The organism is Streptomyces sp. NPDC096339, from assembly GCF_044762985.1.
Lineage (GTDB): Bacteria > Actinomycetota > Actinomycetes > Streptomycetales > Streptomycetaceae > Streptomyces.
In genome coordinates, this window is sequence record NZ_JBIWFI010000060.1 from 1 (window position 1) to 12,223 (window position 12,223).

General features: G+C 73.1%; 10 protein-coding genes. 4 read left to right on the forward strand and 6 right to left on the reverse strand.

Annotated features, from left to right (window positions below; all coding sequences use genetic code 11):
- Window positions 1-157: 157 nt before the first annotated feature.
- The 6 genes from ACIQ5Y_RS38745 to ACIQ5Y_RS38770 are packed head-to-tail and all read right to left on the reverse strand — an operon-like array spanning window position 158 to window position 6,389.
- The gene (locus ACIQ5Y_RS38745) at window positions 158-754 is read right to left on the reverse strand and encodes a Uma2 family endonuclease (protein ID WP_403891885.1); all 597 of its coding nucleotides are present in this window, start codon (window positions 752-754) and stop codon (window positions 158-160) included.
- Between the two features lie 48 nt (window positions 755-802).
- Window positions 803-2,116: a DUF58 domain-containing protein gene (locus ACIQ5Y_RS38750; protein WP_403891887.1), complete on the reverse strand. Its 1,314-nt coding sequence runs from the start codon at window positions 2,114-2,116 to the stop codon at window positions 803-805.
- Window positions 2,116-3,114, reverse strand: coding sequence for an AAA family ATPase (locus tag ACIQ5Y_RS38755; protein ID WP_403891891.1), 999 nt, complete (start codon window positions 3,112-3,114; stop codon window positions 2,116-2,118). The genes ACIQ5Y_RS38750 and ACIQ5Y_RS38755 overlap by 1 nt, the downstream gene beginning before the upstream one ends.
- Entirely contained in the window at window positions 3,111-4,499 is a 1,389-nt protein-coding gene (locus tag ACIQ5Y_RS38760; RefSeq protein ID WP_403891894.1) for a DUF4350 domain-containing protein, read from the reverse strand. The genes ACIQ5Y_RS38755 and ACIQ5Y_RS38760 overlap by 4 nt, the downstream gene beginning before the upstream one ends.
- Complete coding sequence (locus ACIQ5Y_RS38765) at window positions 4,496-5,164, reverse strand: DUF4129 domain-containing protein (protein WP_403891897.1); 669 nt, start codon at window positions 5,162-5,164, stop codon at window positions 4,496-4,498. The genes ACIQ5Y_RS38760 and ACIQ5Y_RS38765 overlap by 4 nt, the downstream gene beginning before the upstream one ends.
- 7 nt (window positions 5,165-5,171) lie before the next feature.
- Window positions 5,172-6,389 (reverse strand): proline-rich domain-containing protein, encoded by a 1,218-nt coding sequence (locus ACIQ5Y_RS38770; RefSeq protein ID WP_403891900.1) that lies wholly within the window; start codon window positions 6,387-6,389, stop codon window positions 5,172-5,174.
- 235 nt (window positions 6,390-6,624) lie between these two features.
- Here ACIQ5Y_RS38770 and mtrA point away from each other — a divergent pair, with 235 nt between their 5' ends.
- From mtrA to ACIQ5Y_RS38790, 4 genes are all read left to right on the forward strand, one after another.
- Window positions 6,625-7,314, forward strand: coding sequence for a two-component system response regulator MtrA (mtrA, locus tag ACIQ5Y_RS38775; protein WP_189747360.1), 690 nt, complete (start codon window positions 6,625-6,627; stop codon window positions 7,312-7,314).
- A 1-nt stretch (window position 7,315) separates the two neighbouring features.
- The gene (mtrB, locus tag ACIQ5Y_RS38780) at window positions 7,316-9,283 is read left to right on the forward strand and encodes an MtrAB system histidine kinase MtrB (protein WP_403891904.1); all 1,968 of its coding nucleotides are present in this window, start codon (window positions 7,316-7,318) and stop codon (window positions 9,281-9,283) included.
- A complete protein-coding gene (locus tag ACIQ5Y_RS38785) occupies window positions 9,273-11,114 on the forward strand; it encodes an LpqB family beta-propeller domain-containing protein (RefSeq protein WP_403891907.1) in 1,842 nt (613 codons plus the stop codon). The genes mtrB and ACIQ5Y_RS38785 overlap by 11 nt, the downstream gene beginning before the upstream one ends.
- A 128-nt stretch (window positions 11,115-11,242) precedes the next feature.
- On the forward strand, window positions 11,243-11,959 hold the full coding sequence (locus ACIQ5Y_RS38790; protein ID WP_403891937.1) for a ComF family protein: 717 nt from the start codon (window positions 11,243-11,245) through the stop codon (window positions 11,957-11,959).
- The last annotated feature ends 264 nt before the right edge of the window (window positions 11,960-12,223 follow it).

A 12,223-nucleotide genomic window follows, 5' to 3' on the forward strand; every position in this document is an offset into this window, starting at 1 on the left:
GGAAGCTAAGCCTTTCAGCGCCGATGGTACTGCAGGGGGGACCCTGTGGGAGAGTAGGACGCCGCCGAACAATCATTGTGGGAAAGCCCCGCACCTTCTGGTGCGGGGCTTTTCTGCGTTTACGGGCCGGGTTGCCTTGATAGGCGCCGGCGGGCTCTCACCAGTCGGCGGGGTAGCTTTTCAGGCTGGTCGTGTCGAGGGTCCAGCGGCCGGCGGTGACGGTGTCGCCGAAGGCGTAGGGGACCGTCTTGCGGAAGCGGATGCCGTCGGGCCCGGATGAGGGGTCGCTGTGCACCGTGACGGTCCTCTTGTCCTTGCGCGGGTCGACCACGACGTACAGAGGGACGCCCATCCGCGGGTAGTCGTGCAGCTTGTCACGGATGTCGGTGAGTGAGTTCGTGCGTGAGACGACCTCCACCACCAGGAGGACATCGCGGGAGTTGACGACCTTCGCGGTGTCGTCCGTGTCCTCTTCGGCGATGACCATGAGATCGGGAACCTTGGTCAGGCCGGTTTCGGGATCGCCCATGTTCGTGTCGTTGAGGGCCATGACCTCTGGGGCCTGGGCCTCGATCTGGCGGCGCAACCGCACCACATTGAGCCCGTGCGGAGCTGTTGGGCTCATCATCGTGAGGAAGATCTGGCCGTCGGTGGTCTGAACCCTCCACTGGTCTTCGTGGTGCTCGGCCAGCTCCGCGAGCTGCTCCGCGAAGTCGTGCAGGCGGCGCATCTGCTCAGGGGTGAAGTCGGCCATGTGTCCTCCTGGTAGGTGCCCTGCCAGAGTAGCCGGCCGGGCACCCTTCTAGAGGCGGCCCGCGGCCTTCAGGGACAGGTAGGCGTCGGCCAGGGCGGGGGCCAGGGTGTCCGGGGTGGCGTCGACCACGTGGACGCCGTGGCGGGTGAGCTGGTCCGCGGTGCGGCGGCGCTGGGACTGGGACTGGGTGCCGGCCGCGGCCTCGTACACCGCTTCCGCGTCGCCGCGGGCCGCGGCCATGGTGGCGACGTGGGGGTCGGCGACGGAGGCCAGCAGGACCGTGTGGCGGGCCGTGAGCTGGGGGAGGACCGGGAGCAGGCCCTCTTCCACCGGCGCCGCGTCCAGGCTCGTCACGAGGACCACCAGGGAGCGCCGCGGGGCGCTGCGGAGGGCGGTGGAGACCAGGGTGCGGAAGTCCGTCTCGACCAGCTCCGGTTCGAGAGTGGCCATCGCGTTGACGAAGGACGGGAGGACGTCTGCGGCCGCGCGGCCCTGGACCTGGGCGCGGGGGCGGCGGTCGTGGGCCAGGAGGTCCACGCGGTCGCCGGCGCGGGTGGCCAAGGCGGCGAGGAGCAGGGCCGCGTCCATGGCGGAGTCCAGGCGGGGGGCGTCGCCGACGCGGCCCGCCGAGGTGCGGCCGGTGTCCAGGCAGATCAGGATGTGCCGGTCGCGTTCCGGTCGCCAGGTGCGGACGGCGACCTTCTGCTGGCGGGCCGTGGCTCGCCAGTCGATGGAGCGGGTGTCGTCGCCCGGGACGTAGTCGCGCAGGCTGTCGAACTCGGTGCCCTCGCCGCGGGTCAGGACGCTGGTACGGCCGTCCAGTTCGCGCAGGCGTGCCAGGCGCGAGGGGAGGTGCTTGCGGCTCGTGAAGGGCGGGAGGACACGGACGGTCCAGGGGATGCGGTGGGTGCCTTGACGGGCGAGCAGGCCCAGGGGCCCGTACGAGCGGATCGTGACGCGGTCGGCCTGGCGGTCGCCCCGGCGGGTGGGCCGCAGGCGGGTGGTGAGCCTGCGGCGTTCCCCCGAGGGGACGGTCAGGGCGTGGCGGGAGGCCGGGCCTTCCGTGCCGGGGAGCCAGCTGCTGGGGGGCCAGGCGTCGCGGATGCGGGCGCGGAGCGTGCGGGTGCCCGGGTTGGTGATGGTGAGGTGGACGTCCGCCGTCTCGCCCAGGCGGACCGAGGTGTCGCCCGAACGGGTCAGGAGGAGCGGGCGGACGGGTGCCGCGAGGGCGTGGTCGACCGCGCAGGCCAGTGCCAGCGGGGCGTTGACGGCGAGGATCCCCGTCCAGCTCGGTTCGAGGATGCCGACGGGGATGCTGCCGAGGGCCGCGAGCAGGGCGGCGCGTCCGGTGAGGGCCGCCATCAGCGCGGAACGGGGACGTGGGTGAGGATCGCGGTGATGACCGAGTCCGCGGTGACGCCTTCCATTTCGGCTTCCGGGCGCAGCTGGACGCGGTGGCGCAGGGTCGGGAGGGCCAGGGCCTTCACGTCGTCGGGGGTGACGTAGTCGCGCCCGGTGAGCCAGGCCCAGGCGCGGGCGGTGGCCAGGAGCGCGGTCGCGCCGCGGGGGGAGACGCCGAGGGTGAGGGACGGCGATTCGCGGGTGGCGCGGCAGATGTCGACGACGTACCCGGCGATCTCCGGGGAGACGGTGACGTGGGTGACTGCCTCGCGGGCCGCATCGAGTTCCGAGGGTCCCGCGACGGGGCGGACGCCCGCGGCGTGCAGGTCGCGGGGGTTGAAGCCGGCGGCGTGCCGGGTCAGTACGCCGATCTCGTCCTGGCGGGAGGGGAGCGGAACGGTGAGCTTGAGGAGGAAGCGGTCCAGCTGGGCTTCCGGGAGGGGGTACGTGCCCTCGTACTCGACCGGGTTCATGGTGGCGGCGACGAGGAAGGGCTCGGGGAGCGCGCGCGGGGTGCCGTCGACCGTGACCTGGCGTTCCTCCATGGCTTCGAGGAGGGAGGACTGGGTCTTGGGGGGCGTGCGGTTGATCTCGTCCGCGAGGAGGAGGTTGGTGAACACCGGGCCGTTCTGGAAGGAGAACTCGGCGGTGCGGGCGTCGTAGACGAGGGAGCCGGTGACGTCGCTCGGCATCAGGTCGGGGGTGAACTGGACGCGCTTGGTGTCGAGTTCGAGGGAGGCGGCGAGGGCCCGTACGAGGAGGGTCTTGGCGACGCCGGGGACGCCTTCGAGGAGCACGTGGCCGCGGCAGAGGAGGGCGACGACGAGACCCGTCACGGCCGAGTCCTGGCCGACGACGGCCTTGCCGATCTCCGTGCGGAGCGCTTCGAGGGAAGCGCGGGCGCTGTCAGCGGACGAGGCCGGGGCCGTGGCCGCGGACTCGGTGGCCGGGTACGTCATGACGTACGGACCTCTCTTTCGAGGGCGTCGAGGTGGTCGGCGAGCGCGACGAGCGCCGCGTCGTCGGAGGGTGTGGGGCCGAAGAGCAGGCCGGTCACGTCCTGCGGGCCGCCCGAGAGCCGGGCGGAGACCGCCGGGGCGAGGGCGGCGGGGTCGTGGGCCTGGGTGTGCGCGACGCCGGTGAGGGCGGCGAGGCGTTCGCGGGCGGCGGCGCGCAGCACGGTGGCGGCGCGGTCGCGGGCGCGGGCCTTCCGGTACAGGCGGGCGCGGCCCTCGGTGGCCTCGGAGGCGCGGATGGCGACGGGGAGCTTCTCGGTGACGAGGGGGCCGAGGCGGCGGGCGCGCCAGAGGGCGGCGAGCGCCGCGGCGACGAAGAGCTGGAGCAGGGCCCAGGACCAGCCGGCGGGGATGAGGTCGAGGAAGTCCGAGCGTTCGTCGGCGGTGCGGCTGTCGGCGTCGGAGTCCTCCAGGGTCGGCATGTACCAGACGAGGTCCGGGCGGGAGCCGAGGAGTTGGAGGGCGAGGGAGGCGTTGCCGTCGTCGGCGAGGCTCTCGTTGAGGAAGATGCTGCCGGAGCCGAGGACGACGGTGTCGCCGCCGTTGGTTCCCGTGGGCAGGACGAGGAGGGTGGGGTGGCCGTCGGAGGGGTAGCAGGCGGTGGCCCGGCCGCCGGGGTCGGTGTAGCGCATGCCGTCGCCGAGGGTGGCGCGGCCGGCGGTGGTGGCCGCGGGGAAGGCGCAGGCGGGGTCGAGGGTCTTCGGGTCGGCGTCGCCCTTGGTGCGGACGCCGGGTGCGAGCTCGGTGAGGGAGTGGCTGGTGGGTCCTATGAGGATGGTGCGGCCGCCGGAGAGGTCCGAGGCCCAGCGGATCCGCTGGCGCTGGATGACGCCGAGCCGGTCGGGGTCGGTGACCAGGAGGGTGGTGCGGGGGCCGGTCGCGGCGGCGGCCTCGCGGGCGGTCGTGACGACGCGGGTGGTGACGCCGCGCTCCTTGAGCAGCTCGGAGACGGCGCGGCTGCCGTAGGGGTCGGCGGAGCGGGGGTCCAGGAGGCCGTGGCGGGTGCCGGAGTTCAGGGCGGCGAGGATCGCGACGCCGGCGGCGAGCACACCGAGGAGGACGAGGCCGTTGCGGATACGGCGGATACGGCGGGCCCGGGCGGTGGCCTGCGGCAGGCTCGGCGGGGCGGCCTGCGGCCCGCTCGGCTGGGTTCCGGCGGGCCCGGGGGCGTGCCGGGGCTTCTCCTCGGGTGCCGAACCCTGCCAGGGGGTGGAAGGGGAGGCGACGGGTGCGTTCGGCGCCCGGCGGGGACGATCCGGCACGCCCCCGGCCCCGCCTGCATCGGGGGTTGCGTTGACCTCGGCCGTGGGCTCGTTGGGCGGGGTCATGCGGTGGGTCCCGTCAGGAGGGGCTTGGTACGGGTCAGGGTGGTGTCCAGGGCGCGCAGGCGGGCGTAGGTGTCGGCGTCGGCGGTGCGGCCGCCGTAGGTGACGTCGTCGAAGACGCGGGCTGCCGCGCGCAGCTCGGCGGTGTGGTCCGGGAGGGACACGGAGGCTTCGGCGGCGGCCTCGTCGGCGGTGCGGCCCGGGCGGGGGTCGAGGAGGGTGCGTTCCTCGAGGGAGCGGACGACGGCGCGCATGCGTTCCTGGACGGCTTCGCTCCAGCGGCCTGCGGCGGCGTGGGCCTCGGCGGCCGTGCGGTGGTCGGCGGCGCTGCGGATGCCGTCGTCGAAGAGGGCCTGGGCGGAGGAGGCGGTGCGGCGGGGGGCGCCCAGGCGCCACCACAGGGCCCCGATGGCCAGGAGGACCAGGACGGTGATGGCGAGCAGGCCGAAGCCGCCGCCGGGGGAAGCGCCGGAGGCGGAGTCGAGCAGGTTGCCGAGCCACTCGAAGAACCTGCGCAGCGCGCGGTCGAGCAGGCTCGGGTCGTTCTGGTGGTAGAGCGGCTTGGACAGTTCGCGTTCGGCCGCCTCACGGGCGGGGTCGCGCGGTGTCGTCACCGGTGGTGTGGCCGCAGTCGCTGCGGCGGTGATGAGGCCCCCCGTACTCATCATCTGTGGGTCAGCCTCCGTAGTTCTCGACGCCTGCCGCGCGGGCGAGCTCCAGGTCGAGGCCCTCGCGGCGGATGCGCTGGTCGACGTAGAGGAGGACGGTGACGCCGGACTGGATCGGCAGGACGACCGCCTGCGCGATGATCCCGCCGATGGAGGTGAGGATCAGCGGTCCCCAGGCGGTCTGGGCGAGGGGGTCCCGCATGGCGGACAGGCCCTCGCCGAAGACGGTGAAGCCGATCATCTGGAGGGGAAGGATGATGATCATCGCGAAGATGACGGTGATGATCGCGGTCAGCAGCGTGATGCCGAGGATCCGCCACCAGGCGCGGCTGACGAGCTTGGAGGAGCGGGCAAGGGACTTCAAGACCGTCCCCCGCTCCAGCATCAGCGCGGACGAGGCCAGGCTGAACTTGATCCACAGCCAGGTGAACAGCCCGAGGCAGAGGAGGACGGCGAGGGCGATCAGGCCGGGGTTCCCGGTGAAGGCCACGGGCACGATGAGCACCACACCGAGGAGCACGGAGCCCAGGATCAGCAGCAGGGTGAGGCCGATCAGGCGCAGCAGCTGCGGGCGGGCGTCGCGCCAGGCCTCGGAGACCGAGGAGTGCTGACCGAGCACCGCCCGACTGAAGATCATCGTGAGCATCGCGGTGACGATGATCCCGCCGGCGAGGTCGAGGAGCTGTACCGCCGCGTTCACCGGCAGGTTGCCGCCCAGGTTGCCGAGCAGTTCCGAGGGCGTCACCGGCCCCCGGTCCGAGGAGAGGGCGAGGTTTTCCATCAGGAACTTCTGCGCGAGCAGGGTGAGCACCTGGACCACGGTGGCCACGACCAGGGTGATCGGCAGGACCGAGCGCCAGTGGGCGCGCATGGTGGCGACCGCGCCGTCGAGGATCTCGCCGAGGCCCAGAGGGCGCAGGGGGATCACTCCGGGCTTGGCGGCGGGGGGCTGGCCCCACTGGCCGGGGCCGCCCGGGTAGCCGTACTGGCCGCCGTACCGGGGCGGCTGAGGGGGGTGTCCGCCCCAGCCCCCGCCCTGCTGGGCCGGCGGCGGGTCCTGGCCCGGGGCGGGGCTCTGCCACTGGCCGGGCGGCGGCTGCTCGGCGGACCACTTCGGTGCGTCGGCGGGCTGCGTCGGAGGCTGCGGCTGCTCGCCGGGGGTCTCCGGGCGCTCGCCGTCGGACGGGGAGGACCCGGGCGTGGCCCAGCCCGGCGAGTCGTTCATCGTCGCTCCTTCACGTGCACCTGCTGTGGCGGGGGCGCTGGTCGGCTGCCATCGTGCCACGTGGGGTCCACGAACGGACCGGCCGTCCCCCCGGATCTCCGGCAGCCCGTACCTTCAATTGTCACCCGGATCCGGGGCAGACTGGTCGACCTGTTCTCCACGCAGGTCCGAGGGGCGATTTCCAGCCCTTTTGGCTGTGGGACAGCTCACCGCCAGGTAACGATTAGCTAATGGGATGATGTCAACCATGAAGGGACGCGTCCTCGTCGTCGACGACGACACCGCGCTGGCCGAGATGCTCGGCATTGTGCTGCGTGGAGAAGGTTTTGAGCCGTCGTTCGTAGCGGACGGTGACAAGGCACTCGCTGCCTTCCGGGAGGCGAAGCCGGACCTGGTGCTGCTCGACCTCATGCTTCCGGGTCGGGACGGCATAGAGGTCTGCCGCCTGATCCGGGCGGAGTCGGGTGTGCCGATCGTCATGCTCACCGCCAAGAGCGACACGGTGGACGTGGTCGTGGGCCTGGAGTCCGGGGCCGACGACTACATCGTCAAGCCGTTCAAGCCGAAGGAGCTGGTGGCCCGCATCCGGGCCCGCCTGCGCCGGTCGGAGGAGCCCGCGCCCGAGCAGCTGGCCATCGGTGACCTGGTCATCGACGTGGCCGGGCACTCGGTCAAGCGGGACGGTGCCTCCATCGCCCTGACCCCCCTCGAGTTCGACCTGCTGGTCGCGCTCGCCCGCAAGCCCTGGCAGGTCTTCACCCGCGAGGTGCTGCTGGAGCAGGTCTGGGGCTACCGGCACGCGGCGGACACCCGACTGGTCAACGTGCACGTGCAGCGACTGCGCTCCAAGGTCGAGAAGGACCCGGAGCGCCCCGAGATCGTTGTGACGGTGCGCGGTGTCGGCTACAAGGCCGGACCGAGCTGACGTGCAGTCCGGCAAGGCCCGGAGCGGTTCCCGGTGGGGAGCGCTGCGGGGCGGCAGGCTGCTCCAGGACGGGGCGCCCGGCGGTCCGCTGCTGCGGCTGTGCGTACGACTCGTACGCCGGCCGCTGCTTCCGGCTGTCCGGCTGTGGCGGCGCAACATCCAGCTGCGGGTGGTCGCCGCCACCCTGCTGATCTCGCTCTCCGTGGTCCTCGCGCTCGGCTTCGTCGTCATCGCCCAGGTGAACAGGGGCCTCCTCGAGGCGAAGGAGGGGGCGGCGCAGAGCCAGGCCGCGGGAGGGTTCGCGGTCGCACAGGAGAAGGCCAACGCACCGGCGACCGTGGACGGACCCGACGCCGCCGACAGCAAGGTCGGCCGGGACGCCAGCACCTGGATGAACTCGCTCGTCAAACAGCTCGCCAGCGGCGGCCAGACCGCCTTCGAGGTCGTCGCGCTCGGCGCGGGGACCGGTGAGCAGGCGCTGCCCGGCGCGCAGGGCGTCAAGGGCGCCCGGGCCTCCGGCAACGTCGACCCGACCGCGAGCGTCCCGCTGTCGCTGCGGCGGGCCGTCAACCGCGGCACCGGCACCTTCAAGACCTTCTCCGAGATCCGCTACACCAGCGGGACGGGGCACAAGGCCCCGGAGCCCGCGCTGGTCGTCGGCAAGCGGCTCACGGACATCAACGGGGACCCGTACGACCTGTACTACCTCTTCCCCCTGACCCAGGAGGAGGAGTCCCTCACCCTGGTCAAGAGCACGATCGCCACCGCGGGCCTGTTCGTCGTCGTACTGCTCAGCGGTATCGCCTGGCTCGTCGTACGGCAGGTCGTGACGCCGGTGCGGATGGCCGCCGGGATCGCCGAACGGCTCTCGGCCGGGCAGCTCCAGGAACGGATGAAGGTCACCGGCGAGGACGACATCGCACGCCTGGGCGAGGCCTTCAACAAGATGGCCCAGAACCTCCAGCTCAAGATCCAGCAGCTGGAAGAGCTCTCCCGGATGCAGCGCCGCTTCGTCTCGGACGTCTCGCACGAGCTGCGCACCCCGCTGACGACGGTGCGGATGGCCGCAGACGTCATCCACGACGCCCGCGTCGACTTCGACCCGGTGACCGCGCGGTCGGCGGAGCTGCTCGCCGGGCAGCTGGACCGCTTCGAGTCGCTGCTCGCGGACCTGCTGGAGATCAGCCGCTTCGACGCGGGCGCCGCCGACCTCCAGGCCGAACCCATCGACCTGCGGGACGTCGTGCGCCGCGTCATCGACGGCGCCGAGCCGCTGGCCGAGCACAAGGGCACCCGGATCCGGGTGCTCGGTGACACCCAGCCCGTCATCGCCGAGGCCGACGCCCGGCGCGTGGAGCGGGTGCTGCGCAACCTCGTCGTCAACGCCGTGGAGCACGGCGAGGGCCGCGACGTGGTGGTCCGGCTCGCGTCCGCGGGCGGGGCCGTCGCCGTGGCCGTACGGGACTACGGCGTCGGGCTCAAGCCCGGCGAGGCCACCCGCGTCTTCAACCGCTTCTGGCGGGCCGACCCGGCGCGGGCCCGCACGACCGGCGGTACCGGCCTCGGCCTGTCCATCGCCGTCGAGGACGCCCGGCTGCACGGCGGCTGGCTCCAGGCGTGGGGCGAGCCGGGCGGCGGTTCGCAGTTCCGTCTGACCCTGCCGCGCACCGCGGACGAGCCGCTGCGCGGGTCGCCGATCCCGCTGGAACCGGAGGACTCCCGGGCCAACCGGGCCAGGGCCGCCGCCGAGGCGGCCGGCAGCGCGGCGCCCTCCCGGCCCGCGGAGGCCGCCGACCGCTCGGCGATCCCGCCCAGGTCGCCGATGGCCGGGGCGGTGCCCGTACCGGCCGATCCGACCGCCCTGCCGGGGAACGGGGCCCGGGTCGTGGCCCGGCCCGCCGAAGACGCGCCCGCCGAAGACGCGCCTGCCGGGCAGGCGGAGAGGGAGGACCGACCCGATGGACGCTGAGCCCAGGAGCGCGCGCATCGTACGGGCGTGCGCCCTCGGCGGGGCCGGCCTGCTCATGGCCGGCTGCGCCTCCATGCCCACGCACGGGGAGATCCGTTCCGTGCAGGGCTCGCAGGGCGTCGACTCGCAGGTGCGGGTGTTCGGCGTGCCGCCCGCGGACAAGGCCGGCCCGGCCGAGATCGTCAAGGGCTTCCTGGAGGCCATGACCAGCGACGACCCGCAGCTGGAGACGGCCCGCAAGTACCTCACCGAGGACGCCTCGAACAGCTGGAAGCCCGGCTCCACCGTCACCGTGCTCAAGTCCGGCCTCGGCCGCTCGCCCGTCGCCGGCGAGAAGGACCCGGACGAGCCCCGCTGGAAGGTCACCGGCGAGAAGCTCGCGACCGTGGACGAGCGCAGCGCTTACCAGCCGGAGACCGGCGGCGGGAAGTACGAGTGGGTCCTCCAACTCGTCCAGGAGAACAAGCAGTGGCGGATCGCGAACCCGCCCAAGAGCCTCGTGCTCAGCGAGTCCGACTTCCAGCGCATCTACATGCCCGTCAACAAGTACTACTTCGCGGGCAGTGCGCTCGTCGCCGACCCCGTCTACGTGCGTCAGCGGGCCGACCCGGACTCGCGGATGGACCCGACCACGCAGACCGTTCAGTCGCTGCTCTCCGGGCCCTCCAACTGGCTCGGCCCGGTCGTCGAGTCCAGCTTCCCGACGGGCACGGAACTGCGCGAGGGCACCAAGTCCCTTTCCTACGACGGCCAGAACACGCTGCGCGTGCCGCTCAACGAGAAGGCGGAGAACGTCACGCAGCCGCAGTGCAAGAAGATGGCCACTCAACTCCTTTACTCCGTAAAAGACCTGACGGGCTCCCGGCTCGACCAGGTCGAACTGCTGCGCTCCGACGGCAAGTCATCGCTGTGCTCGGTGAACGACTCGATGGCGGGCACGATCGCGGGGCGGCCCAAGGCCCCCGAGTACCAGTACTTCGTCGACAACGAGAAGCGGCTGGTCCGCATGAAGCTCGACAGCGCGAGCGAGGACCAGCAGCCGAAGCCCGAGCCGGTGCCGGGGCCGCTGAGCACCCCCGTGCCCTTCTCGGTCGGCTCGGCCGCCGTGACGTACGACGAGAGGCGCGCGGCCGTGGTCTCGGAGGACGGGCACGGCCTGTACGTGGTGCCGATGTCCGGGGTCGGCCCCATGCCGCAGGTGCCGGTGGTCACGAGCAAGGGGGCCAAGGCGGAGGCCCTGACCGCGCCCAGCTGGGACGCGGCCGGTGATCTGTGGGTCGCGGACCAGGATCCGCAGCACCCCGGCCTGTGGCGGGTGCCGGGCGGGGTCGGGACCCCGGAGAAGGTGCAGGTGGCGGGGCTCAACGACCGGAAGATCACCTCGCTGAAGGCCTCCGCCGACGGGGTGCGGATCGCGCTGCTCCTGGAGGAGACCGGCGGCCGCAAGAGCCTGTGGGTGGGGAGGATCGAGCGACCCGACGCCAAGGCGAACGCGGAGTCGGTGTCGGTGCGCGAGCTGCGGCCCGCGGCCCCGCAGATGGCGGACGTGACGGCGATGAGCTGGGCGCCGCGCGGCCGGCTGCTGGTGGTGGGCCGGGAGAGCCGCGGGGTCGTGCAGGCCCGGTACATGCTGGCCGACGGCTCGATGGTCGCGGCGAGCCTGCCCGGGGCCACCGGGCTGGTGGCGGTCGCGGTGGCCGTCTCCGAGGAGGAGGCGAAGCCGAAGCCGGTGGTGGGCTACTCCAAGGAGGACGGCATCGTCTGGCTGCCGCCGGGGGCGCAGTGGCGCACGGTGGCGGCGGGCGGCCGGGCTCCGGTGTACCCGGGCTGACCGGGGCCTGACCTGCTTGACCCGGCCGGGCCGGCTGGCTCGGCCGGCCCGGCCGACATCTCTGACCTGCGGATTCGTGGTTGTCCACAGGGGTGGCGGGTGTGGGCGCGGTCCGGCAGGGTGGAGTCATGCGGGGGTGGTGGCAGGAGCTGTCCGGGCTGGTCCTGCCGGACGACTGCGCCGGGTGCGGCGCCGCCCGGGTGCTGCTGTGCGGCCGCTGCCGGGAGGCGCTGAGCGGGGCCGGGGCGGGCCGCGTACGGCCCTCGCCGGCGCCCGAGGGGCTTCCGGTGGTGCACGCGGCCGCCGTCTACGAGGGCCCCGTACGGGCGGTGCTGCTGGCGCACAAGGAGCGCGGAGCCCTGCCGCTGGCCGGGGCGCTGGGCCGCGCCCTGGCGGCGGCGGTCCTGGCGGGCGCAGACGGGCCGGGGGAGGGCGAGCTGGCCCTGGTACCCGTGCCCTCGGCCCGGCGGCAGGTGCGGGCGCGCGGGCACGATCCGGCGCGCAGGATCGCGCTGGCCGCGGCGGGGAGGCTGCGGCGGGCCGGTGTTCCCGCGCGCGTGGCTCCCGTACTGCGGCTGAGGCGGGCGGTGGCGGACCAGGCGGGGCTGGGGGCCGGGCAGCGCCGGGAGAACCTCGCCGGGGCGCTGGAGGTGCGCCGCGGCGGGGTGCGGGCGGTGGCGGGCGCGGCCGTCGTGCTGGTCGACGACCTCGTCACCACCGGGGCCACGCTGGCGGAGGCGGCCCGGGCCGTGCGCGCGGCGGGGCCGGGGGCGGCCGGGGCCTCACCGCGGGCGGCTGTGGTCGCCGCGACCTCCGGCTACTCGAAGAGAGCAAAAGTCTCGTGAATACATTTGGAACTGCTGGGGAAGGCCCATCGTTGCAGGTAGTAAGAGAGATCAGTGACGGGATCGGAAGAACGTCCCGGTAGCGGGTGCCGACAACCGTCATAGAGGGATATGTTCGGTTGTAAGGACTGGCGAGCCTTGGGCCCGACGCATCGCGGTCTCTCGACTCCGAAGTCGGTGGGGTGTAGATCTTGCCGATGGGGGAGGAGGAGGTGGAAGTCGCCAAGTCCGTGGCTCCGGCCTTCACCGGAGCCTGGTGCGAAA